The sequence below is a fragment of the Mesorhizobium sp. B2-1-1 genome, assembly GCF_006442975.2.
Classification (GTDB): Bacteria; Pseudomonadota; Alphaproteobacteria; order Rhizobiales; family Rhizobiaceae; genus Mesorhizobium.
In genome coordinates, this window is record NZ_CP083954.1 from 5,511,666 (window position 1) to 5,537,364 (window position 25,699).

Consider the following 25,699-nt stretch of genomic DNA (forward strand, 5'->3'; position numbering starts at 1 on the left):
CCTTCAGGCCCGTTTGACGACACCCAGGAGATGGGTAAAGTCCTCATCGATGTTTTACTAGGCAACCTGTCGGCCGTTCTCCACCAGATACAGCGAGGTCGGCGTCTGCTGCAGCTCGTGGATTGTCACGCTCGGACACACCTTCCGCGCGAGGTCGCACAGGTGCTGATGATGGGTGAAGTAGATCACCTGGCCCACATTCGCCATTCCCGTGAAGAGCCGGAAGGCTTCCTCGGCCCGGAAATCGTCAAAGGTTTCCATGATATCGTCGGCGAGGAAGGGCACCGGCCGATGCGACGAAGCGAACTCATGATATCCAGCGACACGAAGCGCCAGATAAAGCTGGAACCGCGTTCCCTTCGACAGGGCGGACGCAATTTTCGATCCGCCGTCCGCGCTCACCGCGACCAGCATCTCCGTGTCCCTATCGGGCTGGGTGGCGAGGCCACGGTAATTGCCCCGGCTGATCGTGTGGAACGCCTTAGACGCTTGAGCCATCATGGAACTCCGATGGCGGTCTCGGTACATGCGAAGCGCTTGTTCTGCCGCCGCGGCTCCAATCCGTAGCTTGAGATAGCGGACAGCCTTTTCTTCGATCTCGAGCGACACGGTCCGGCGACGCTCTTCGATCCGAGCGGCAGCATCGTCATCTCCTATAGCGCTGACCGCGTCAGCCGCCTTGCTGTGTTCCGTGAACAGTTCTCGACTCCGTTGATCCTGATCCTGGAAACGGCCTTTGAGTTCTGCCGCCTCCGTTTCAAGGGCCACCCGGTCAGTGTTCTCGAGGGACCGTTCAGCTTCGTCGAGCGTTGGTGATCCAACCGCGTTCATGATGTCCACCGCGGCAGAATCAGCTTCATCCCCAAGCGCGGCTCGCCGCTCCAGCTGCTGCAGCACGACACTGATGCCCTGAAGCGAAGATACTCCGAAGAACTGGAGGAGTTCGCTTTTTCGCCGTTCATGGATCGCGATGGCGTCAGCCAGGTCACGCTGCCTTTCCTTAGCGATCTGGATAGCCTGCTCTCTCACAAGGCGGCGGTCCCGAGCGGTTTCGGCCTCGCGAATGCGATTTTCTATCACGGTGGCGAGATCCAGCGAAGCGGACTGTTGTGCAGCGATGCTCAGTCCATCCGCGAGGCGAACCACTTCGGCAGTGAAGTCTGCCTGATCTCGCTCCATCTTCGTGACACGATCTGCCAGCGCACTTTTCTTTTCTATGAAGGAGCCGAGATCGGCGATCGCCGACAGGATCTCTCGTACTTCCGCGACTGACCGCGTGCCTTGATCGCCTAGCCACGATGCAGAGCATGCCACTGTCCATTCGGATGTCCAACGCTGATCGTCCGCGGTGGCTCGTTCAAGGATACGCTCGCGGTCTGCGAATTCCCGCTGACGGCCCTCCAAGTCTCGCAGGAGTTGCTTGATTTCGGATGCTCGGTCGACGAGGGCCCGTGCCAATGCCGCCAGTGCCTCGAAGCTTGCGTTCGGATCCTGCGACACGCCAGCCACGGCCAAGGCGGCCTTCAGACGATCGCAAACGGCTGCACCATCGGCCTTCGCCGCGTCGCGGTCGCGCTCTGCTGCTCGAACCGTGGACAACGCTTCCAAAGCCAGAGCGCGCGACCCCAACCAAGTCTCAAGCCGTTCGGGGGAGGTGTCTCCCTGAAAGCCCGGCGCGATGCGCAAGAAGGCCCCGGCGATTTCGTCGCTGAGGCTTTGGAAGTGCGTTTTCGCGGCTTCCAGGAACTCTTCGGCACGGCTAATGTCTGAACCCAAGACAGCAGCGGCTTGAAGGCCCTGATGAAGTCTCGCCAGTTCATTGACATGCACAAAGCGGGCGTTTGTTGCGAGGTCGTCGCGCCGGAGGGTATCTTCGAAGACGTCGGCCGTGCTCTTGTCCAATTTCCGGCGATGCTCTGCCCATGCCTGTTCGCGGGCCGCACGGACGGTGCCAGCTTCGTAGTCAGTGATCACGCCTGCGACGGCTTCCAGCGCATCGAGTTCGGCGGTCAGGTGCTTCTGGTCCGATGCCAGACGCTCAACCTCCTGCTGGTGGCGCTCGACCGTCTTTCGAGCCGTTGACAGGTCAGCCTTCCACCGTTCGACGGTAAACTTGTCCGGCACGGCCATGTCGAGAAGTTGCAGTGGATCCCCGATCCATGGTGTCAGGCCCCGCAACCTCGTGGAGAGCGTCTCCTGATGCGAGGTAAGCGCGCGATCAGCCAGTCTCAGGCGAACGTCGTGGTCGTCGGCTCGCAGCGTAGCTAGTGCGGTCGCAAGACCTGCCACGCTCGCGTCGGTGTAGGACGTGGTTCCCGTTCCTTGTCCCGCTGCCTCGAGTTTTTCTCGAGCCTCGTCCAAATGGCGCCGGGCGCCTGAAACCTCGCCTTCAGCTGACTGCCGCGACGACGTCACGCCGGAACGACTTTCGATAAGTTCGCGGAGGGAGCCGATCACGGACGGCCGAAGAACCAGCCGTGCTGGATCGGCCTCGTCTTCCCGGCCAATCCGACGCAGAATCCCTGTGATCGCGGCGTCGGCCTCGCGTATCTGCAATCGACGTTCGGGAATGTCCTTCGCCGCAGTGAGGTGGCGAGCCCGCAGGTCGGGCAGCCGTGACGCGCGATCAGCAAGTCTCAGCGCAACATCGTCGACTGAATCCTTTTCCAAATCCGACGCGAGTTCATCGATGTTCTCGGTCGCGCTTCTGGATCGCGTCGCCAACTCGATGTCATCCTTCTGCAGCGTCGCAAGCTCCTCTACCATCCCGGACGTGGCCTCAGGCAGAGAAGCAAGCGGGGCAAGCTTCTCACGGACGGCTCGCAGAATCGTCAGGCGCGGTAGCGCCGCTAGTAGACGTTGGATCTCGTCGATACGCGACTGAATGCGGCCGCGGACGGCAATCGTTTCTTCATACCGTGACGACGCACTTTCTCGCGCGCCGACCAACTGGGCATATCGGCTGGCCAGCGTGTCGATCTTTGTCCGCTCGTCTTTGAGGGCATCTAGCTGGCTTTTTAGCTCACCGAGTTCTCCACTCCGAGCACGCTTCTTGTAGAAGCTGTCGGCTTCCGTTCTTAGGTCGCCAAGCCGGTGGCTCAGGTCGGCCAGGCCCGCGCTGGCCGAAAACAGGAGTTCGCCAAGGTCGCCCTCGCTCGCCAGGATGCTTTCGCCGCCGGCCTCGAGCGTGTCGTCGTCGAGCGAAAACATCGTGCGGTAGGACTCCCGATCGATGCCTCCGAGGTCTCCACGCAGCACGGCCTCGGAAATCGGCTGGTCATCCGCGTCGAGGAGGCTGTTCTGTGGGCGTTTGATGCGAGCGATTTCCCGCTCGCCCGTCGTCAGGTCCAAGGCCGCGCCGAGCCGCATCGACGGATGAGAATGCAGGAAGCCATAGGAGCTGCGCATCTCAATGCCGAACAGGAGGTCCAGCACGCCCGCAAGTGCGGTCGACTTCCCGGCTTCGTTCGGACCGTACACGATGTGCAGGTCTGGGGTGTCTTTGGTGCGCTCACCAAAATCGATCGTGTGATCGGTGAATTTGCCGTAGCGGGTGAGATCAAGACGACGAATACGCATCAGGTGGCCTCCACGTCCGAGTCGGCATGCAGGCGTGCGACTACGTTGTCCGCGCCCTCATTCAGCAGATCAGCAACGATGATGTCGAAGGCGGCTTCGTCCTCTCCGAGTATGTGACGGCATTCGGGAGGCAGCTGTCCTCTTAGTTCCTCCGCGATCTCGAATGCCGTAGCCTTGAACGCATCCGAGCCTGCTACTTCGTTCGAGATCAGGCGTCGCAGCTCCGTCAGCGGATCTCCGGAAACGAACTGCGAAGCCGATGGCGGCTGGCACTGGACCTCGAGTTTTTCGACCCAACAGTGGCCAATCGTGGATGCTCGGTCATCGGCTTCGGCTCTAAGGAGATCGAAGTCGCGCTGCATGCGCCACGCAAGGGGAGTGATACCCGTTAGGCGGACACGCGCAACCAGCTGATCGGAAGCGGCATGCGTCCGGGTGCATTCGAGCGCCTTTCCGATTTCGCGAACAAGGCCGGCCCAGTCTTCGATCTGGCTCGTATCGACTTCGACCCGCTCGAACTGCGCGACGCTCGTGAAGCGCTCTTCGGTCCGGACTGACAGGTCGTCAGCAACGGTTACGAGCGATACCGACTTGACGCCGGCTTCGTTGATATCTCGTCCCTGTGGCATGCCCGGCATGACCACGGTGCACTTTCCTTCGAATACCGATCGTTTGTGGATGTGACCCAACGCCCAGTAGTGGAAGCCCGTCGCATGGAGGTCGGCAAGGCTGCATGGAGCATAAGGATTGTGGCCGCTTGATCCCGAGAGGCTGCTGTGAAGGATACCGATGTTGAAGGCGCCGTCGATCACGGGCTTGTACTTGCCCACGAGGCTTTCCGGCGCGTGTGGCTCGGCAAAGCTCAGTCCATGGACAACGACCGGAAAATCGCCTCGCGCTCGGTCGATCGCTATCGCTTCGGCGCGCCCGTTGAACACCTTCACCGTCTCCGGAAAGACCAGTTCCTTTGTGATCTGGGAGACAGCGTCGTGATTCCCCCTGATTATGAAAACGCGAATGCCCGCTTCATGAAGCCGACGAACCTGCTCGGCGAGGAACCGGGCCGTCTTCATCGAGGTCTGTTCGCCGTCGTAGAGATCGCCAGCCAACAGCAGCGCGTCGACCTGTTCTCGAAGGCACAGATCGATGACGCGCACAAATGCCTGCCGGGTCGCATTCCCGATCAATTCGGCGAGTTCCGAGCTCCGCATTGCCAAAGACCGGAGCGGAGAATCCAAATGGATGTCCGCCGCGTGAACAAATCGATACGCCACTAGCCCAGCCTCCCGCTCCCAATCATCCGCCGACGATTCCCCAAGGAACCGCACGGTCGCATGTCTAACGGGGGTGGGTGCCAAATCCTGTCATGTATCCCCAGGAAAAAGCACGTTTACTTTGATCGGCGCGGTGTTCCACTCAAAGCTGGCCATATCGGCCGCTTCCAGGCTGCCCAATGCGACTAGGCAGCATGGGGTGCCAAAGGAACAATGGTGAAAGGCGTATTCGACCTCAGGGACGCACTCCAGTTGTCGGGCAGCGTTGCCTGCACCGGCCCATGACAGATGCCGCCTTGGCTTCCCGACATTGCATGGCCGCTATATCTGCGAAGTAACCGACCACGACATGGCCGCAGCATCGCACTCTACTCGACAACCGGGTAGAATGGCCGTCCCCAATCCTCCTGAGGATTGTCCATCATCAAGTCCACGAAGACCGGCATCAGGAAGGCGAGGATTGCGGCACCATCTCGCACTTGTGTCCGGTTGACACCACTGTTCCAGGTCGAGCCGCCATGGACCAGTTGATTGCGCAGGACATACATCCGGTCAAACACGAAGCTCAGGACGCGGACGCTATCGCCCGCCTGGAATGCCTGCGCGAAGCTCCGCGATGAGGCCTTGAACTTTTCCTCCCAATCTTGGAACCCGTCGATTCCGTTGTGATGCTGCCAGAACGGATTGAAGACGTATCGATTCTCCATGAGCATTCGCACCGGGCCCGAGAATCGCTGCCACAGCGCCTTGTAGATGCGTCGACCCCCGTCGCGCGCCACCAGCATGCCGAAATAGTCGACAAAGGCTGCACGTTCGCCAGGCGCTACCAACTGAAATTCCCGCTCATCCGCATACGCGGCATTGAACGCAATCCAGAGAAAGATGAAGCGGGCATCATCGTCGTCGTCACAAGCTTCGGACCGTCCGATCCAACTGATAGCGCGATGTGCACGCAAGCCCATGGTTTCAGGAAAACCCTCACGGATGGCGCGCTGCTTGGTTTTCAAAGCTGCATGGTTGAGAACATCCTTCATCGCCCAGTCCCCCTCAAAAATCCGATCATGGCAAGGCGTCGAAATCCGGCCGCCGATGACCGTCGACCAATGCCCGCAGCCTGTCCGGCGCAACCACCTCGACCTTGTCGCCCCACTGATAAAGATGCCAGGCCATCTCCAGCCAACCCGCCGCGTAAAACCGGACGATCAAGCTACCGTCCTCCTGCGGCTCCATGACCTGCGTCGGGTGAAAGCGGAATTCGGCGGCGCGTTCGGCGGCCACCGGGGCAAAGCGCCAGATGACTTCACCGTACTGCTCAGGATCCTGGTAGACGCCGAAAGCTTGGGCTGCATAGTCATCGAGGCCAAACCCAGTCGCAAATCCGAAGCTCTCGTCCAGCACCTCAGCGGCATGGATCCTGTCCATGCGGAAGTTCAGCATCGTCTCGCCGCGCGCAGGCTGCCGTGCCACAAGGTAGCTTCGGTGGCCCAAAAGCAGGCCGTGCGGCTCAATTACCCGGGGCTCGGCGTCCGCAGGGCCGTAGATCACGCGGAGGCGAAACGGTCCGCGCAACGCCTCGATCACCGCATCGGTTACATCAGGCCGCAAGGCGACCGTCGGGCCTGGGCGCATCACCTGACCAAGACTGGCCAGTACGGCCTCAGCATCGGCCTCGGATCGTCGGGCATCGCGGGGTGTCAGGCGTGCCAATAGCCCGTCGCGCATATCCTCCAGCGCGCGCGCATGACGCAGTCGCCCTTGGTCGCGCGCAAGTCGTGCGGCGATTTCAAGTGCCTCTATGATGGTTTCCTGTCGCGGTTGCAGCCGCTCGGGTGGGCGCGCGTCCAGGCGCCAATACCGCCGCCGGTCCTCGCGATCCTCCGTTTGCACATTCGCGAAGGTTGCGTCGAGCGCCTCGGTCATGCGTTGGGCTGTGCGATGCGAGATACCGAATTCGCTACAGATTTCCTCCAGGCAGATGCCGCCGCGTCGCGATGCAGCAATTTGAGCAAGCCGGAGTAAGTCTTGCGCTTTTGCAAAAGACATCAATCCCCCATGTCAGCAATTGACACCGTCATAAACTATTGATGAAGGTGCGATCTGTCGAGGAGACTCCTTGGGGGGATCTGCGGGCGATATGATTGGGGCTTGAATGAGGAATCTCGACGACCGCACCTTGCTGTCGGCGTCAGATCTCATGCGTTTTATGGGTTGCGCGCACGCGACCACGCTGGATCTGGCTTATATGCGCGGCGCTGGACCGACGCCGCGCGAGGACACCGAGGATGCAGCGCTGTTGCAAAAGCAGGGCGATGCTCACGAGGCGGCGCATCTCGCGCGACTTAACACAACGGGTCGCAGTGTCGTGGAAATTGCGCGGGGCAATCTTGCCCACGACGCCGAGACCACGCGTGCAGCGCTGGCGGCCGGGCCGGAGGTTGTCTTTCAGGGGGCTTTCCTGTCAGGCAACTGGGGTGGCTGGTCTGATTTCCTGGAACGCGTCGAGCAGCCTTCGGCGCTCGGCTCGTTCAGCTATGAGGTGACCGACACCAAGCTCAAGCGCCGACCACACCCCAAGCACGTGCTGCAATTGGTGCTCTATTCGGACCTGCTGACTGAAATTCAGGGTGTGGCGCCCAAGTTCGCCCATGTCGAGCTAGGTGACAGGACCCGCGCAACCTTGCGGCTGTCTGACTACGCCGCCTATGCCCGCATGGCGCGGACAAGGCTCGAAGGATTCGTGGCCGAACCGCAGCCGACACGTCCGACTCCCTGCGCTGATTGTAGCCTTTGCCGTTGGGGAGATCATTGCACCAACACTTGGGATGCGGAAGACAGCCTGTTCAACGTAGCCAACATCAGCCGTGGCCAGGTGAAGAAGCTGGAAGCGGCAGGCATCAAAACCATGGAAGCCCTCGCCAGCCTCGATCATCTGATCCGCGGCATGGCGGAAAACACGCGTGTTCGCCTCGCGACCCAAGCCCGACTGCAACATGCCCGGAAGTCTGGCGCACCCGCGTTCGAACTGCGTACCCCGGAGCTCGGCAAGGGGTTTGATCTGCTGCCCGCGCCGCAGGCGGGCGATATCTTCTACGACATCGAGGGCGATCCGCATTTTGAAGGTGGTCTGGAGTACCTGCATGGCGTTTGGTTCGACGGACAATTCCGCGCGTTCTGGGGGCACGATCACGCTGCCGAGGCGGAGGCGTTGGCCGAACTGCTTGAATTCTTCCGGACGCGTCTTGCGGCATATCCGGATGCGCGCATCTATCACTACGCGTCCTACGAGACCACTGCGCTTCGTCGGCTGAGCACGAAGTATGGGATTGGCGAAGCATTCCTTGATCGCCTTCTGCGTGAGCGCCGCTTCGTCGATCTGTTCGCCGTCGTGCGCGGAGCGCTGATAGGATCCGAAGCCAACTATTCCATCAAGTCGATGGAGGCCTTCTATGGCCGCAAGCGTGATGGCGAGGTGAAGACGGCTGGGGGCTCGGTCGTCGCCTATGAGCGCTGGCGCGAGACGAGCGATCAGCAGATCCTCGACGAGATAGAGGACTATAATCGCGTCGACTGCATCTCGACGGAGGAACTGCGGGATTGGCTGGTCAGCATTCGACCCGCAACTCGCTGGCCGACGTTCGGCCAGGACGCGGACGCCAAGGAAGCCGAAGATGATGCTGACACTGAGGCGCTGCATTCTGCTCTCGCAGCCTCTGGCTTGCCGCAAGACCGGCAGGAGATGCTGTTCAACCTCGGCCTCTTCCACAAGCGCGAAGCGAAGCCCGCGAAGTGGGCAGTGTTCGACAGCGTGGGGAAGGATGAGGATGATCTGATCGACGACCTCGACGCCCTCGCCGGATTGGAAGCCTTGGGCGCAGCTGAACCCGTCAAGCGCTCTATGGCGCGTACTTACCGCTTCCCGCCGCAGGAGACGAAATTGCGGGATGGCAAGAGCGCGACGGTGCCAGTCCATGACGGACCGCCCGCGACGATCAGCATCGAGGCTCTCGACCTGGCCGCGCGCGTCATCACGGTCAAGGTGGGTGCAGCGAAGGCGCATCTCTTGACGGATCGTCTGACGCTACACCCGGACTGGCCATTGGACACCAACGTGATTGCCGCCGCCCTGCGCGGTGTGATCGCCGATCAATGCGGGGCCCGCCGGCTCACGGCTGTCGACGATCTGTTATCCCGCGCGGCACCACGCCTGACCGGCGCGACGCCCAACCTTCTGAACGGCGCCGATCCGATCGCAGGCACGATGGCGGTCGTGGCCGCGATGGACGGCACTGTCCTGCCGATCCAGGGACCGCCCGGCACTGGCAAGACCTACGTCACCGCTCGTGCAATCTTGTCGCTGGTGCGAAATGGGCATCGCGTCGGCGTCGCCTCGAACAGTCATGAGGCCATCCGCAACGTGCTGATGGGCTGTCTCAGTGCGCTCGAGGACCAGGGCCTGCCGATCACCCTCGACCTGGTCCATAAAGTCTCTGGCGTCGACGACGGCTACCCCGACGGCTGTGCCATCCGCCGCACCACCGACAATGCCGAAGCCTCAGGCAGCGGACATGTCGTGGGCGGCACTGCCTTCTTTTTCGCTCGCGACGAGAACGTGCAGGCCTTCGACTGGCTGTTCGTGGATGAGGCGGGACAGGTAGGTCTTGCCAACATGATCGCGATGGGGCGAGCAGCCCGTAACATCGTGATGGTCGGCGACCCTCGTCAACTGCCCCAGGTCATTCAAGGGGCACATCCTGAGCCGGCGAACCTGTCATGCCTCGACTGGATGCTGGGCGATCATGCGACGGTTCCGCCTGATCGTGGCATTTTCCTGCCAGCCTCGCGGCGAATGCATCCTGAGGTCTGTCGCTTCATTTCCGATCAGGTCTATGAGGGACGGCTGACGAGCCACCCCGACACCGCGCGTCAGTCCGTCACAAACACGTCGTTCCCTACGGCAGGTGCGTTCTGGGTGTCGGTGCCCCATGAGGGCAATGCCCAGATCGCGCCGAACGAAGTCGCTGCCATCAAGGCTGCTGCGCATGACCTCTTGTCGGGCACATGGACGGACAAAGACGGCACAACGCAACGCATACGTCAGTCGGACATTATCGTCGTCGCACCCTACAACGCACAGGTGAACGCCCTGCGCGACGCATTGCCCGAGGGCATCCGCGTCGGCACCGTGGACAAGTTCCAGGGGCAGGAAGCGCCCGTCTGCCTGGTCTCGATGACCGCATCATCGGCCGAAGAAACGCCACGCGGCATGGACTTCTTGTTCTCGCTCAACCGTATCAATGTGGCAGTGTCTCGCGCCAAGGGCCTGGCGCTGGTCTTCGGTGCGCCGCGCCTGCGCGAGGCGAAGTGCGAGACTGTCGAACAGATGCGGCTAGTGAACACGCTTTGTGCTCTAGGGGATATGCCATGAGCGCACTTACACAGTCCCGCCGCGTTGTGTTTTACGACTCTGAAGGCGCGCCCTATCAGCCTGTGCGGCACGGCGACCGGGCTACGCGCAGATCGGTTTTCAAAATCAAGCCCAAAGGGGCGAGCAACCGCGCCGAAGATGCACTTCAGACTGAGGATATCCTTGTGGTTGCTCGTGCCATGTTGATTGACGGGCTTGCCGCACGGTGCCAAGCCTTGGCCGGTGGAGACGTGAATTACCTGCGCTACGGCGCAGAAAAACTGCAACGCTACGAAATCGGCGAGGAGATTGCTCAAGCGCTAGGTATTCCAGCCAATGGGAGCGCTGGCGACATGGCCGTTGTCGTCTCGCGCCATGCAGTCGAAGGGGCGATGGATGCATTTGACCGCTATCGCCTCCATGGCGAGGGCGAAGAGGTCTTCGGTCGTTTTGGTGATCCGCGCGACTATTGGGTGCGCTCCACGCGCGAGCGCGACAGTCGTGTGTATCCGACCAAGCCAGTTGTCGGTTTCCTACTGAAGAAAACCGAACTCAACGGGGGCTGGGGTCAGAAGACAGATGCAGCCGCGCGGCTTCACAACGCTGGCTTCATTATTGTGGACGAAGATGACAGGCCCGTTCCTCCTCCCGAACGCTATGATCACCTTATACGCGACGCAGATCGCATACGTCTTTGCGCGCTGAATTACTTCATAGAGCCTGCACGAGAGCGCGATGCTCCCGAGGTGACGCTTCGCGCCAGCCAGATCGCCGAAGCAATGGGCCTGCGAGACGCATTCCCGAACATCTGCAGCGCGCTTGGTGGCGAGAAGTTCCAGCAATTGGCCAAGGTGCCGCCCCCAACCCATACCGAGCCGAACCCCAGCAGCTCGACCATTTTCACCTACAAGCTCGGATCACAAGCGCAGGCGGACACCGTGACAGAAGCAACAACAAAGCCAACGCCTTGGGCAACCAACCTGCTCCTCTACGGACCACCCGGAACGGGCAAGACCTATCGGACGGCTTGGGAAGCAGTCCGGCTTTGTCTGGGCGAGCAATTTGCGGCGTCGTTTCAGGGCGACGAAAAGCGTGACGCGCTGATGGCCGAGTATCGGAGGCTGGTGAGCGAAGGACGGATCGAGTTCGTGACCTTCCACCAATCGATGTCTTACGAGGAATTCGTCGAAGGCCTACGGCCAAGCACCGGAGACGAAGCTGGTGAGGGGCCCGAGGAGGTGGAAATCAGCACTGGTTTCCGTCTGAAACCCCATGACGGCGTGTTCAAGCGAGTCAGCGAGCGGGCAAGGCTTGACCGGCCGGATGGGGGTACATCAGCACGGCTTGACCGTTCCGCCCGGGTGTTCAAGGTCGCGCTTGGAAGACGGCAAGTCGAGGATGACAGGATCCGCTTCGGTTTGGATCACGGCTTGATCCATGTTGGTTGGGGCGGGGACATTGACTGGTCAGACGAACGGTTCGACGATTTCAACGAAATCTTCTCGGAATGGAGAACGAAGAAGGATCCTGAAGCGACCGGCAATGATGGAAACGTCGTGATCACCTTCTCGTTCAGGGCCGACATGCAGGTTGGTGACTACGTCGTCGTCTCTGATGGACGGGACCGGGTTCAAGCATTTGGCAAAGTTGCCGGCGGATATTTCTACGATCCGGATGCTGCATTCCATCCGCACCGGCGTCATGTGGAGTGGCTTTGGCGCAACGACGAAGGGACTGAGCGCAGTCGCTTCTACTCGAATGCCTTCAGACGCCATTCAGTTTATAAGCTGAACCAGTCGCTCGTGGACTGGGACGCACTGGAAGCAATCGTTTTCGGTGAGGAGACACCTCGCGCAAGCCAGTCAGCACGGGATCATGTCCTGATCATCGACGAAATCAACCGTGCAAACATCTCCAAGGTCTTTGGTGAGTTGATCACGCTTCTGGAGCCCGACAAGCGGCTGGGCATGCAGAACGAGATCCGCCTGGTGTTGCCCTATTCGAAGAAGCCATTTGGCGTGCCGGCGAACCTGCACATCATCGGCACTATGAACACGGCCGACCGATCTATTGCCCTTCTGGACACCGCGCTACGCCGCCGCTTCGATTTCCGCGAACTGATGCCGAACCCGCTGGTCCTTTCGACGAATGTAGGCGGGATCGACCTGCAGAAGCTCCTGATGACGATCAACAACCGCATTGAATATCTATTCGACCGCGAACATCAGATCGGACACGCCTACTTCACTGGTTGCGCTACGCGCGACGCTGTCGAAGAGGTTATGCGTCACAAGGTCATCCCGTTACTGGCAGAATATTTCTATGAAGATTGGTCGAAAGTTGCCACGGTTCTGGGGGATTCAGGCTCCAGCCCAGGGAGGTTCTTAACGCGAGAGGAGCTGAAGGCGCCCTTTGGCTTGGAAATAGACGATTTTTCCGGCCCTAAGCTGCGCTGGAAGGTGAGGGATCAGTTCGATTTCTCGGAGTTCAGCGTCTGATGCCTTCCTATACTGTGCTTGAATGGAAGGCACTGCCTCATGGTGATGGGGAGGGCTGCATTCCAGCACAACTTGCCAGCCGGCTGGTCTCACAAGCCAAAGCTTCACCCTTCTCGGGCCGAGGCAGCAGCGGGGTGCTGGAAGATCGACGAAATGAATTGCGGGCGCGTGGCGTGGTTGGAGTGCTGGCTGCTCAGGATTGCAGTCTCGAGATCCTACCCAAGATCGATGTCGGAATGACCGAAGGGTCCACGCAGGAGAAAGGCGAAATCCGCAAGCGTCTTGTTCACATGCTCGCGGTTGCACGGGATCTTAAGATCGAGACAGGGCGCATCACTGATCTCGACTGGCAGCGTGAGACGCTTCTCGAGATCCTGATCCGGATCTTTTGCGACAAGCTGACCGAAGCGGTCCGCCGTGGCATGCCCCGGCGATATATCAGCCAGGAGGATGACCTACCGGCCCTACGCGGCACACTCGATGTGGCGCGTCAATTCACCTGCCACGCGGCGAACCCAGGGCGGCTTGCATGTCGCTTCGATGAGCTGTCGGAAGACATAGCCCTCAACCGCATCATGAAGGCAGCTGTTGCGCACCTATCCCGAATGTCGCGCAATACGGCAAATCAACAGCGCCTGCGTGAGTTGGCCTTCGTGTATGCGGATATCATGAAGATTCCAGCATCGGCATTGAAATGGGGGGAAGTCCTAACCGACCGCACCAATCGCGCGTGGCAGGATCTTTTCGGGATCGCACAGCTATTTCTACGGAACAGGTACCAAAGGACCAACAGCGGTGCAGGGCAAGGCACGGCGCTCCTGTTCGAGATGAACGCGCTTTTCGAGGAATACGTAGGTCGACTTGTCACGCGTGCCCTAGCCGGGACCGAATTTCGCGTTACGCGGCAGAGTGGGAGAAAATACTGCCTAACCTCCTTGGATGACGGCCGTGAGGTTTTCCAAACCATACCCGACATCCTAATCTGGCGCGCTGGACAGGTCGCTCATGTCATCGACACAAAATGGAAGCGGATATCTGCGCGAATTGACGATCGGAAGCAGGATGTTTCTCAAAGTGACGTCTACCAGATGATGGCGTATGCCCATCTCTACAAGGCACCCCGGCTGACTCTGCTCTATCCCCATCACGAGGGGCTCGGCGACAAAGAGGGCGTTCAGGCGCAGTTCCTGATCACGGGTCTGGAGACGGTCCTCGAGACTGCAAGCGTCGACGTGGCCGAAGGAAAGGACATGGTGACACGCCTGAGAAACACCATACTCCTCGCGATCACGAAGGAGCATTCGGTTCCCCAGTGATACCACCCCCCGCGATTTCAACCCCTGGACCGTGATCCCGCAGACGTCTTCGTTGAGGATCGGTTGCTGACGGAAGGCTTGATGCGAATTCGCATACTGCCGCCTTCCGGGTGGGTCGATGTCGAATGCATTAGTTTTATGCACCAGATCTCTCAATTTTCGGAAGCCGAACGTTCGCGGATCGAAATCGGAAGCCAGGTTGGCAAGCTGGGTGCCTAATGGGCACGAGGAGGCAGTTGTAGGACTCGCGCGGTGATGGCCTTTGGATGGCGGTCAATGGCCTTGCCGCTGCTATGGCCCGACGCGACTTCGACAAAGCCTACCCGCCCGTGCGTTCGCACGTTCTTTGGCAGCACTTCATCCTGCGAACCCTCCCGTACCCATAGGTTCTTCAGCGCCGCATCGAGGTCACCGCAAGCGCTCTCGGCGACGTAGGTCGGTCAAGGAGTGCCTAAGGCTTAGTTGATCACCAGCGTCAGCCGCCGGTCGCCCGACACGCGACAGAATTCACCGGGGAGAAGCGGTCCGCCCAGTTTGAAGTCTTCCATGATCGCAAGCTCTCGGCGGTTCTAGATCAGCGATCCCCATGCGAAAATCGCGATCCTCATTCGTAGTCTGTCTCGTCGTCACTTCCATCGTCGGCCAGTCCTGACCGAGCGAAAATGGCGTTGTGCTCTCTAATGTCAGCAAAAAAGCCTGGAACTATGCCAATACCCGAACGTTCGATAGCGTCATCAATGGCCACTATTTGGGCGGCACATCCAGGAAGAAAATAATTCCCAATCCGACCACGGTTGTCTTTGTAAACGTAGTTTTTCCTTAGTTCAGTTCGCAAAACAGCACCAAGCACGGCCAGTTCCGCCTTATACTTGGGTGAGAATAAAGTCGATGACACCGGGAAGCAGTCGAGCAGCCACTTTTTAAGATTGAAGCCATCTGATGCGACAGACCACCACCAATACCCTAGGGAACTGCAAAGCAACGCAAATACAATGTTCGCCTCTTCGTGCGTCCTGAATCGGTAGCCGGCAGTTCGTGCAGGAAGAGATGGCTTCCCATTCATATCTGTCGTTTCCGGAATGTCTCGCCAAGCCGGAAACCAGTTATACGCTGTACCACCAACATAGACGGCGGGCTGTGGAAACTTTGGTGCCACAGATGAAAGCGTGGGGAACGAGATTGAGTCCCTAAGTTCAATCCCAAGCGGCAACTGTCGCGAGGTGAGATGTGCTAATGTCTTCGCTTGCACGTCGCTCCCGATTTTCGGCACGCGCGTTAGAGTCTCAACGTCGAATTCTGCATATCGAAGCACAGAAAACAAAGCATCCCGGGATTCAGCATTCCACCGCTGAAGCGCTGTTGTCGCATTTCGATGAGGTCTTGAGGACGATGCCCGTGAGAAGAGCGTGATTGAACATCGCGTTCTGACCTCATTACCAAAAAGAGCACTAGGTATGCGATCAAAATGCGACCACGTTGCCAGTGTCCCTTCGGCACTCAGTATTTTCCTTAGTTCTATGAATGGCCGCTTGGTCGAAAATGCAACTGAAAGTGGCAGTATCATGCCAAACTGGCCAGAGTCCGACCGAAGCAATTTTAGGCTTCTCTCGACAACCAGAGTATAAAGGTCTTCGTCTCGGCTCCATCGCTCTAACGCACTTCGAAATGTACGTCTCAACAGGGGACGATCTATGTCACGGGGTATTTCCGCATACGGCGGATTTCCTATAATTACATCGAACCCCCCGCTCTCCATGATCCTGTAAAATTCGAGAAACCAGTGGAAGGGGTTGTGCGCCTTCAGCCACGTCCTATAAGATGAAACGTCAGAAATCTTAACTCCCGCTTCTATTGCAAGGTTTCGATTTACATCGCCTTCCAGCGTTGCCAGACGCATCCTGAGGGCAATTTTATCATCAAGAGGAACTGTGCCATCACCTTGGATCTGTCGTGCCCGGAAAGCATCAAACGTCTGCTGCAGATCGGCTGCGCTCTTTATGATTTTTCCAAGCGCATCATCGAAGTCGAGTTTACTCGTCAATGACTTCTTCAGTTCCGCAAGCGTCGCATAACCAACAAGCGTGTTTCCAGCGCGGATGTTGAAATCGATATCCGGCAATGGCTCGATGCCGAGGTTCTCGTGCTTCTGATCGGGATCGACCTGGGCGGCAAGTTTCAGGAACAGGCGGAGCTTACAGATCTCGACTGCCTCTTCCATGATATCGACGCCGAAGAGGTTGTTCAGGATGATACTCTTCAGCGTGAAATAGCGGGCGTTCGGGTGCGCGCCGACTTTCGTCAGCGTCGCCTTGAAGTCTTCGAACTTCTTCGGCGCGTGGACTTCGCCCGACCGTTCAAGATCGGCGACAAATGCTTCCATCCGGTCCAGGCACGTCTCATAAAGCGGTTCGAGAATATTGAGCGCGGCAAACAAGAACGCGCCGGAGCCGCAGGTCGGATCGAGAACAGTGACGCCTTCGATCGCCTTCCAGAAGGCGCGCAGCAAGTCTGGCCCTTCGCAGCGCTCGATCACGTCCTGGGCGAATTGCCGGATGTCGAGATTGAGCGTGATGAGATCGTTGATCTCACGGACCCCGCCCGTCGCCAATTTCGCCCGGACTTCGGCATAGCGGGTGCGCCGCGCGACGACTTCGCGCCAGATCTCGGTGGGCAAGCCGAAGTCGGCAGGCGCCTTCTGGTTCCATTGCGTTCGCGCTGAAACGTCCTCGATGCCGGCTGCGATCGCAGGTGGCAGCGCCTGTTGTGCGCCGTGCTTAACGGCGGTGTAGATATAGCGGTCGGGATCGTCGCGCAGATGATCCCAGATCGTCGGCCCGCCCGGATTCTCGAAGGCGACCTTGCACTTTGTTTTTGCAGCGTCGAACAGGAAGGGGATCACCGTATTCTTCGAAATATATTCGGTGATGTCCTCCTTCGTGTAGTAGGCGCCCATCTGCTTCTGGTTGATGTATTTTTCGAAGATGTAGCCGAGAACGTCCGGATTGATCTCGTTGTCGTTGCGCAGCGGGCGCTCGTCGAGATGCCACTGATAGCGGTCGAAATAGGCGAAGATGCGAGTGAAGGCCTCGTCCGGAATCTTGATGTCGGGGCAGCGCTCCTCGATCGGGTGCTTTTCGAACAGGCCGCCATTCAGATAGGGAATGCGGCCGAGCAGCTTGTCGAGTTCCAGGTTGCGCGCTTTGCCACCAAGCCCCTCATGGAAGAGGCGCAGCAGGAAGTATCGGTAAAACGAGTAGAATTTGTCCTGGCCCTTTTCCTTCTGACAGCGGGCAAGCCGGTCACGGAGATAGTCGCGCTCGGCGTTCAAGAAGCCCTTCCGCTGCATGAAATAGATGAACATCAGCCGGTTGAGCATCAGTGACGCGTACCATTCCTTGTCCGCCAACTCCGTGATGCCGCTGATGAAATCGAGGAAGGCTTTATGCTCGGCCTTGAACTGGTCATAGAAGCGCTTCGTAACGCGCTCGACATCGAAGGCGGCGCGCGCTCGCGCTGTCACATCGACGAGCGTAAGGGTGTTTTCTTCCGAAAGTGAGAACGCGATGGCTTCGAGCTTTTGCAGGAAGCCGCGATTGCCCGATGAGGCGTACCAGAAGTGTTCCGGCACCGAAGCCGGCTTGCCGGCCTCACGCCGCGCCCAGCACCAGATCTGCTCGGCGTGCTTCGAGTCCGTGAAGATGATGAGATGCTCGAGCGTCGTCTTGGCGACTTGCGTTTCGATCTTCTTTCGGGCGGCCCGATCCGGGATTTGCTGCCCGGTCGGCGCCTGACACACCCAAGCCACCATCCCGCGCTTTTCGGCGACCGCACGAAGCGTGTAGGTCGCACCGCTGATAGGGACTGAGAGGTCGGCGCTGTGCCGATCCCAGCCCAACTCCTCGATGAAGAGCTTCGCGAAGTCGAACTGCTCCAGCAGCTTCCTTGCTTTACCGGCGTTGAAGTCCATCCCCAGCCCCTTTCATCACACCGTCAGCCGCGCTAGCCCGAGCGAGCAGATGATCTGCGGTTCGCCAGAGTTTTCTTCATCCTGGATCAGGCAAAGCCGATCTTCCTCGCGAAGCGCCAAGACCAGCTCGGCCAACTTGTCATCGCTAATGCCGGTCTTCATCTGCCGGTTCAAGGTATCGGTTGCCGACTGGCGCAACGGGAAGCGGTATACCTCTTCGATGGCTCTGCCGAGTTCAGGCAGATCAAACAGCGTGCCCTTAACCTTGTCAGCGTGACGCTTGAGCCGTTCGTAGGTTCGAAAACGCGCACCGGATGGGCGACCGAGCTGCCCGCCGACCTGCTTCTCCTCGGCAGATATATGCTCGACGCCCTTTGACACCATGGCGTGGTGTTCTTCCTGCCGTCGGACAACCGGTGTGTTCGGCTCGCAAGCCGCGACTTTCAGTATTTCGAATTGAGATTGGGTGACACTCTTGCCGTCCTTGTCCACCCACGCCAGAGCGTCGTTGCCCTGGGCTGTGCGCAGATAGACGAGAGCGCCATTGGGGCGCCCGTCCTGTGGCGTGTAGCTTTTGGTGGAATAGACGACCGAAGGGAGTTCCGGGACAGACTTCTGCAAAGCCGGATTTGCGTCGATCGCGTTTTTCCAGATCTGATAGGCGTAGGAAGCCAGATCGACCTCTCCCTCCGCTTCGCCTTCGAGAATGCCGGACTTCTCGTTGTAGAGATCGACAAGCTCGTCGTGCTCTCCTTCATCCTCGAAGAACGCTTCATCGGTTCCCACCACCTCGGCGTTTTCCTTCAGGCGCTGGCGGACGCGGGAGCGCAACTGGATCAGGCGCTCCACGCCATCAGCCGGCAAGAATGAGTAGCAGAGAATTTTCTCGGCCTTCTGCCCGATGCGATCTACACGGCCCGCACGCTGGATGAGCCGGATGATTGCCCACGGGAGATCGTAGTTCACGAGGATTGCGCCGTCCTGAAGGTTCTGGCCTTCGCTAAGCACATCAGTGGCAATTAGCACTCGGAGTTCGTCGTCCGGCTTGATCTTGTCGCGCTTGTTGTTGCTGCTCGGGCTGAACCGCCAGGCGAAGCTCGTCGGGTCCGAAGTCTCCCCAGAGACGGCCGCCATTGCCTTCAGACCGGCCCCCTTAAGCCGCCGCTCAAGATAACGAACGGTGTCTGCAAACTGCGAGAAGATCAGCACTTTTTCTTTCGGGTGCTTCTTGGTCAGCAATTCGAGCAAGGCGGCGAGCTTGGTATCTTTTGCGTGGTCCCAATCGCCGCAATCATCGAGTATCTTCAGAAGCCGAGCGCTGTCGGTCGTCAGGTCCTTCTTCAGCTGCGCTACGAACAGGTCGGGCCGAAGCCACTTGAACCGCCGCTTGAACTGGCCTGCATAGAGGCGATAGGTTTCCGCAGCTCGCGCCAGGAAGGCAGCCTCGTCGCGCAGATTAAGTGTTTCCGAGTCCTGCGTTTTCTCGTCTTCCCCCTCGGCAAACAGTTCAGCGTCGGCGCTTTGGTCATCCACATCTTCGTCGTAGTTGGCGGTGTCTAAGAGCCCTGCGTCTTGTGTCCCAAGCGGCAAAGGAAGATCGTTCTCGATAGCGTGCAGGAAGATGTAGTTTCGAAGGACATGGCGTTCTAGCGATTGCTGAAAGGCCTCACCACTGCTTTCCAACCGCTTGAAGAGGTTGGTGCGACAGAACCCCATTAGGCGCTTGCCGGCGCGAGAAAGATCATCCAGCTGCTTTGCCTCGTTTGGAGTGGGCGGTTTGTGGGGTTTTGCCGCAACGTAGTTTCCCATGCCGTAGCGTGGCAAGTGCATGGCATTGATCGCATTAACGACCGGGGCAGCGTAAAGCCTTGCGTACTGATCGGCGGCATCCTTGTCGTCGATCTTGAACCGAAGCGTGCGAGGCACGCGTTCCGGGAAATAGGAACGTGACCCATCTTCAAACGTGAGGAACTTTCGCCCATTTACAGGATCGGTCTGTGCATAGTTATCCTGGATGAAAGTGCGTGTGCGACGAACCATGTAGAGGCGCATCAGCTCGCGCCAATCGTCCGTGTAAGCACTCTTCTCGAAAGCCGCGAGAGATCTAACCGGACATTGGTGCCGCCGGATGAACTCGGTTTCGCCGATGTCCTGAAGCAGGCGCTCTGGGCGCACGCCGATGTCGCGATCATCGGGAATAAACAGGCGCAATTGGCTTGAAAGGTCGCCGTAAGTCTTGTTGTAGGGAGTGGCGGAAAGAAGGATGCAGCGGCTTTCGTTCTCCGCCAGATACTCTTGAATCGCCCGATACCGGCGTCCTTCTCGGTTTCGCAAGTTGTGGCTCTCGTCGATCAGCACAACGCGGTAGCGGCGAAGATCCGGCAGTTCGCGGGTGGCCCGTGTTACCGAAAGCACCTTGGCGATCAGGCGGTATTCCGAGACGTAATCCTCCCACATCTTCACGAGGTTCTTCGGGCAGATGATCAACGTCTCTGTGAAGTGATCGTCCTGGAAGATTTTTGCCAAAGCGGTAGCCATAAGCGTCTTGCCGAGGCCGACCACGTCGCCAATCAGGACGCCGCCACGCTTGTTAAGGTGATGCGCCGCGATCTTTACCGCGGCCTCCTGATAAGCGAAGAGGCGCTTCCCAAACTCCGGTGGAATTCGAAACTCGTTGAGGCCGGCACGCGCTTCCTGGGCGAGATGGTAGGCCATCTTCACGTAGATCATGTAGGGTTCGAGCGGTTCTTCACGCGCCCAACTTTCCTCAATGACCTCGATCAATTCATCGGTGATGTCGATGCACCAGCGGTCGGACCAACGATCATCGAACCACTTGGAGAGCTTGGTCGTGGCATCATGGTCAAGCACATCGACGTTCAACTCGCCCTGCTTGGATAGGCCGGAAAGAGTGAGGTTGCTGCTACCCAAAAAGCCGGTGATCGGGTTATTAGGGTCAGGGCGGAATAGAAGGTAAAGCTTCGCGTGTAGCGGATGCTTCAGGAAAAGCCGAACCGTGACCTGCTTAGATTTCAGTTGCTCGGCCAACCGACGCAAGCCGGCTTCGTCGGCGTTGTTCGGCATGCCTAGGGTCAATTGAACCCGGAATTCCTCGGCTAGCTTCTTCTTAAGGCGTAGCGCGGTCTGGTTATCGAGGGGCTGCTGTTCCTTGCCTGTGCCTAATCCAACCCGCAATTCATCCTGCGGAAGGCGCTGCATTCCTACAAGCAAGCGGCATTGGTTGCCGTCGCCGCCTGACCACGCGGAAATCAAGTCGTCGATCGATTTCCAGCCGCGTAGATTGAAATAGCCTACGCAGAAGTCACCGCGGGCGGAAATCTGCAGAGTTTGACGAAGAGCGGGAAGGAGGCCAGATTCTATGTTGTCGAATATTCGTGGCAACTAAACCCTCCCGATCGACCGGCCCCGATAAGAGGCGTGCCCCTTCGCCAAGCCCTTTCTTGTCAAAAACGCTACTGGCTTCGACTAGCGCCAGCAGCGATTGATGCCACTGAGTCGCGCTGATTTCATGTTGGAACATGAAACGATATTTCGCCAGCCTCAAGCTTGGTCTAAACGGGACCCTCCAGCTGTAGGCTTCCATCGGCGGTACTTCCCCTTCTCGTTGCATTATCTCCAATTGCGGACGGTCAGCATGCGCGAAGAGTTTCAGGCGCCGGCAGGCGTCCTCAACGTCGGTGACAACCAGACCGAAACTCCGTAATGAGCCAATTATCGCGCCTCCCCTGACCCACTCGTCGGATCCGGAGCTTTCCCGCTGCACCCGCAGCGGACCACGACTTCGTCTTCCGCAAATCCTCAAAGTTTATCGAGATCATCGAACACATGCAGAGCGATCCGCTCCCTCATGTGCTCCCAGGCATACTCCATCGGGACCATGTGCTTGAACACTAGGTGTCCTTCGATTTTGGAGCTCCCACTCTGGTTCACGTATCGCTCGAGCGCTTTGTGCTCCTTCGAAATCAGATCGACGCGATCAAGATGCTTACGGAGCAGGTCCGGTTTTCCGTCAGATCGGGTCACCCCACGGAAATCGGACAACTGCTCGGCAATCTCGCCTTCTGTCTTGCGAAACTGAACGTCTTTGCACTCAATCAACAGAGTCCTGGGAGAGTCATCGCGCCACGCCAAGACGTCGACATCGCCAAAGTCGCGTTCGAACCCTTTCGCAAGCAGTTTCGTTACAGGAACTTCTGTTTCCGTCTGCCAGCCAAGTTCCTTGAGCCGCGCCGATACCTCTTGAGCAAACTCAGACCCTTGCCGGTCTCGCGATGCCCCAGCCCATCGCTTCATAGCGGGCGACAACTGCCATATCGGGAAATCTCCTCGGTGGTAGTTACCGAACATGTAGACGAATGAGTCTCGTAGGATTCCTGGAGCGACCAAGAACGTAGGATCAGCTTCGTCATCGACTTGGATCAGTGGCTTTCGCAGTATCGAAAGCCGCCGTCGAAATCGCCAAGGAAAGAGGTCCTTGGCATGGTAGCCGTCCGGTATTTCACGCCATGACGAGCGACTCTTAAACGTGAGAAACGCGACCAGATTTTCGACTTGGGTCCGATTCAGATCGACACCATCTAACTCCGCGTTCAACACGTCGCTACGCCGCAATTCGAGGACGGCTTGGGTTCTACGAATCCCTAGATTTTCTACGAAATCGACGAACTTGCGTATCGTATCTAGTGACGCGCCAAACTGCTCTTCGAGGGCAACCAAGAAATTGGATGCAAGTTCAAGATCGTCGGTTTCCTGAAATTCCGGTTCCTTCAGATTGCGCGCGTAATCGCGAACCCGTTTGTCGATCCGAGATCGAGTGGTTGCACGTCCGAACGGCTGAAGTACATTTTCTTGGAAGGACACATTCGCTTGGACGTCACCCAGCGCTGTAACCTGAATTCTAGGTTCCATCGCATCCCACCGAATTGCGTCGGACCAGCCGCCCATACCTCCGATCATCATTATCGTCGCCATCATTCGCGACACATCTAAGCGGCCAGCTATAGCTCCGCCGTCAAGCGGACATTCGCAAATCGCGAATTCAACCAACAGGCGGGATGCTTGGAAGACAGCGTTAAGCTCGGCCTCATGGTGCAGAATGCCTTCCAGCGTAGCGTCACGATCTTTGTGAAGAGCTAAAACAGCTGCGGCCGTCCGATGCCATCGTTCTCGATCAAGCGCTGCACGTTCGTGGTTTAAGAGCGCAAATCGGATCAAAGATTTTCGATCGAATGATCTCAGCTTCGCGCAAAGATCGTCTTCCAGCACTTTCACCAGCCTGTTGAGGAATGACGTACAGGCCTCTCGTCCAGTGATGTCGCCGCCTTCGCTTCGCGCGCGAACGCGCCATCCAAGCCCGAGCTTAATCAACGCGCCGTCATCATTGTCGATAGTAAGGGGGGGCCGTCCAGCTGACCTTTGAACAAAGTCGCGGAAATTTCGTGCAGGGAATGGGTGGCTCTGACGTGCGTCAGGTCCCGGTATTATCTCGCTTAAGAGTGCTCCACAGCGAGCTTGGTCAAGACTGATGCCTGAGAGGGAAGCAAACCCTTCGACAATGCGTTGAACGAAGGCAGTTTCGGCCACGTTTTCCGGGTTGAAAACTGCATGGTCAAATCCGTCAGCGATTTCGAGGTCGACAGTGGACCCATGCGCTGATGAACTTATGAGGCCCAACGTCGCCTCCAACGTCATGAATTCATCTGGTATCCCCGCTCGGCGATCACCGAGGGATCCCTTGAACGCCGCTCTCAGCAAAACTGGACCAGATGGAATCGTCTCGAACGCCACTTCAAGAACTGGCGCGATTAGGCAAATCCAAGTCCGAAGCGTTTGAAAGTGCTGGAAGGCCATCGACCCGGCCACGCCCTCGTCGGTCACAAGGCGAATCCACCAAGCACGCTGAGCCGTTTCGAAGACCCCGAGCGGCCAGCGAGATGTTGTGTCAGTGACCGCAACATAGAACGACTTCTCGTTGTCTTCAGCAAACATAGAGGCTCGTTCTTTGCGGATTGGAATCCAGTGGCCCTCAATGTCCCGACATGAGTGCACATCCCAGATTTCCGCGACTTCCTTGCGCGTCTTCAGCAGACCGTTTTGCTCGATCATCACGAAGTTGCGCCCGTCTCCTAAGCCGAATTCGATAGGCAGGCTGGCATGAGGGACAAGGTGGCCGCCTAGCTGTCGAACCCACGCGACCAGATTCAACAGGCCGTTTATGTTTTGCAGCTCTACGCCCATTTCAGCCAGGCGATTCCGCCCGTCCAGCAGGCGCCACAACGACAGGGGTTTGAAATCGGGAATCCAACTCAGCGTGAATAAATCCGACGCCCCGACAAACTCGACGGGCCAATTCTCTCTCGCCTTTTCGCTGAAGAAGTCGACGACTCCTCTCCCGAGGCCGCATGGGACAAGGAACGTGACGCCCCCTTTGAACCCTTCGCTAGCGCTTGCCTGTTGCCACGCAAAGTCAATCCATTGATCGACATCGGACGCCAAGCCATCGCGTTTCTCTTTCTGAGGGAAAATTCCGACTAGGCCGCCCTCCGCAAATTCATCCAGCGTGTCGGAGAAGAAGATGAGGTTGATAAAGCGTCCAGCATCGGCGCGCATGGTTACACCAGCCAACATCCCATTCTCGGTTTTTCGAAATTCAAGCTCAGCACCTGAACCACCGCCTAATAGAGGCAATTCTGCAAATGCATCGGCGAATTCGTGCGCCAGTGTCGCAGCGAATGCTTCACGTAGTTCGAAGAGCTCCATCGTCTCGATGACATAGCGGCGCAAGGAAGCGCTAACCGCACTGGGCAGGATCAGGTAGGTATCGGCTTCGGAGAAGACTACGGGATACCGCTCCAGCAGCGAGTTTCCGATTTGGTCCGATTGCAGATCGAGCCTGCGACGCGGATCAAAGCCAAATTCGGCGAGATCGTCGGGGCTGATGCCTAGCGCCGACAAATCCTCCCGCGAAAATCTGACGATTTGCGATACCGCGCCAAGCCGATCTCGTAGAGTGCGCGGCAGCAGCAGATGGGGGTTTTCATCGCCGATTGCATATCGCTTCAGTCCCGCGCGCTGACACACAGCTTCCGACAAAGCGAGGAGCGCGTACACACGGTTTCGAAGGAGACGGAAAACACCGTTGTCTGGCAAACGCTCCAGCGTGTTCAATAGACGTTGGGTATAAAAGCCAGCTGATTCCCAGACACCTTCAAGGAGCCTGAAATCTCCCCTAGGGGTCACGATCAGAGAAACAAAAATATCTTCTGCCGGGTCTTCTAGCCGACCGGTCATACCTCGCCCGAGTTCTGCGAAAATGGGCCCGACAACCTTGGATGAAGGCTTTTTGGAGCCATTGCCTATCGCTAGTGAAAGATGCACCAGCGCTTCCAGCCGGACGCAGTTGGCTTGCAGGATCGGCTGTGTGAGCAACCCCCCAAAGATTGCGGCCAGTTGGACTGGCTGAAACTGCGAGAGCTTTCCCAGCGCGATCTCGTGCTCTTTAGCAACATTGGCAAGATTCATCCCGCCGAACCCAAACATTGGTTGCGAGTTGAGCATCTGTTCGAACAGTGGCGGAATATCGGGAGCTTCGCGTTCCATGGACCACTCGTAAAATTCTCGACAGCAATGGCTGTCAGACC

10 protein-coding genes and 1 pseudogene are annotated in these 25,699 nt (G+C 58.3%); 3 read left to right on the forward strand and 8 right to left on the reverse strand.

What is annotated here, in order from left to right; translation table 11 throughout:
• Positions 1 to 57: 57 nt before the first annotated feature.
• From FJ972_RS26825 to FJ972_RS26840, 4 genes are all read right to left on the reverse strand, one after another.
• On the reverse strand, positions 58 to 3,579 hold the full coding sequence (locus tag FJ972_RS26825; RefSeq protein WP_140525546.1) for an AAA family ATPase: 3,522 nt from the start codon (positions 3,577 to 3,579) through the stop codon (positions 58 to 60).
• Positions 3,579 to 4,853: a metallophosphoesterase family protein gene (locus FJ972_RS26830; RefSeq protein ID WP_140525545.1), complete on the reverse strand. Its 1,275-nt coding sequence runs from the start codon at positions 4,851 to 4,853 to the stop codon at positions 3,579 to 3,581. The genes FJ972_RS26825 and FJ972_RS26830 overlap by 1 nt, the downstream gene beginning before the upstream one ends.
• Before the next feature lie 368 nt (positions 4,854 to 5,221).
• Positions 5,222 to 5,887 carry a HEPN domain-containing protein gene (locus tag FJ972_RS26835; RefSeq protein WP_181173499.1) on the reverse strand — a complete coding sequence of 222 codons (666 nt, stop codon included), beginning with the start codon at positions 5,885 to 5,887 and terminating at the stop codon, positions 5,222 to 5,224.
• A gap of 25 nt (positions 5,888 to 5,912) precedes the next feature.
• Positions 5,913 to 6,896: a helix-turn-helix transcriptional regulator gene (locus tag FJ972_RS26840; protein ID WP_140525544.1), complete on the reverse strand. Its 984-nt coding sequence runs from the start codon at positions 6,894 to 6,896 to the stop codon at positions 5,913 to 5,915.
• A 106-nt stretch (positions 6,897 to 7,002) separates the two neighbouring features.
• On the opposite strand from FJ972_RS26840, the gene FJ972_RS26845 reads away from it, so the two are divergent.
• Genes FJ972_RS26845 through FJ972_RS26855 form a run of 3 tightly spaced genes read left to right on the forward strand, consistent with a single transcriptional unit; the run spans position 7,003 to position 14,071 of the window.
• Positions 7,003 to 10,278, forward strand: a complete 3,276-nt coding sequence (locus FJ972_RS26845) for a TM0106 family RecB-like putative nuclease (RefSeq protein WP_140525543.1) — start codon at positions 7,003 to 7,005, stop codon at positions 10,276 to 10,278.
• Positions 10,275 to 12,755 carry an AAA family ATPase gene (locus FJ972_RS26850; protein ID WP_140525542.1) on the forward strand — a complete coding sequence of 827 codons (2,481 nt, stop codon included), beginning with the start codon at positions 10,275 to 10,277 and terminating at the stop codon, positions 12,753 to 12,755. The genes FJ972_RS26845 and FJ972_RS26850 overlap by 4 nt, the downstream gene beginning before the upstream one ends.
• Positions 12,755 to 14,071, forward strand: a complete 1,317-nt coding sequence (locus FJ972_RS26855; protein ID WP_140525541.1) for an McrC family protein — start codon at positions 12,755 to 12,757, stop codon at positions 14,069 to 14,071. The genes FJ972_RS26850 and FJ972_RS26855 overlap by 1 nt, the downstream gene beginning before the upstream one ends.
• A 17-nt stretch (positions 14,072 to 14,088) precedes the next feature.
• On the opposite strand, the pseudogene FJ972_RS30385 reads toward FJ972_RS26855, so the two are convergent.
• The 4 genes and pseudogenes from FJ972_RS30385 to FJ972_RS26875 all read right to left on the reverse strand — a co-directional run.
• Positions 14,089 to 14,290: pseudogene (locus FJ972_RS30385) on the reverse strand (OST-HTH/LOTUS domain-containing protein); the annotation flags it as partial.
• A gap of 385 nt (positions 14,291 to 14,675) precedes the next feature.
• Positions 14,676 to 18,038, reverse strand: a complete 3,363-nt coding sequence (locus tag FJ972_RS26865; protein WP_140525540.1) for an Eco57I restriction-modification methylase domain-containing protein — start codon at positions 18,036 to 18,038, stop codon at positions 14,676 to 14,678.
• A 15-nt stretch (positions 18,039 to 18,053) separates the two neighbouring features.
• Positions 18,054 to 21,440, reverse strand: coding sequence for a helicase-related protein (locus tag FJ972_RS26870; protein WP_140525539.1), 3,387 nt, complete (start codon positions 21,438 to 21,440; stop codon positions 18,054 to 18,056).
• 417 nt (positions 21,441 to 21,857) lie between these two features.
• On the reverse strand, positions 21,858 to 25,658 hold the full coding sequence (locus FJ972_RS26875; protein ID WP_140525538.1) for a zinc chelation protein SecC: 3,801 nt from the start codon (positions 25,656 to 25,658) through the stop codon (positions 21,858 to 21,860).
• Between the last annotated feature and the right edge of the window lie 41 nt (positions 25,659 to 25,699).

Bases quoted from the DNA above. Each gene is read 5' to 3' on its own strand.
- FJ972_RS26840 (WP_140525544.1), bottom strand. From the start codon at position 6,896: ATGTCTTTTGCAAAAGCGCAAGACTTACTCCGGCTTGCTCAAATTGCT.
- FJ972_RS26835 (WP_181173499.1), bottom strand. From the start codon at position 5,887: ATGAAGGATGTTCTCAACCATGCAGCTTTGAAAACCAAGCAGCGCGCC.
- FJ972_RS26850 (WP_140525542.1), top strand. From the start codon at position 10,275: ATGAGCGCACTTACACAGTCCCGCCGCGTTGTGTTTTACGACTCTGAA.
- FJ972_RS26845 (WP_140525543.1), top strand. From the start codon at position 7,003: ATGAGGAATCTCGACGACCGCACCTTGCTGTCGGCGTCAGATCTCATG.
- FJ972_RS26825 (WP_140525546.1), bottom strand. From the start codon at position 3,579: ATGCGTATTCGTCGTCTTGATCTCACCCGCTACGGCAAATTCACCGAT.
- FJ972_RS26875 (WP_140525538.1), bottom strand. From the start codon at position 25,658: ATGGAACGCGAAGCTCCCGATATTCCGCCACTGTTCGAACAGATGCTC.
- FJ972_RS26855 (WP_140525541.1), top strand. From the start codon at position 12,755: ATGCCTTCCTATACTGTGCTTGAATGGAAGGCACTGCCTCATGGTGAT.
- FJ972_RS26865 (WP_140525540.1), bottom strand. From the start codon at position 18,038: ATGGACTTCAACGCCGGTAAAGCAAGGAAGCTGCTGGAGCAGTTCGAC.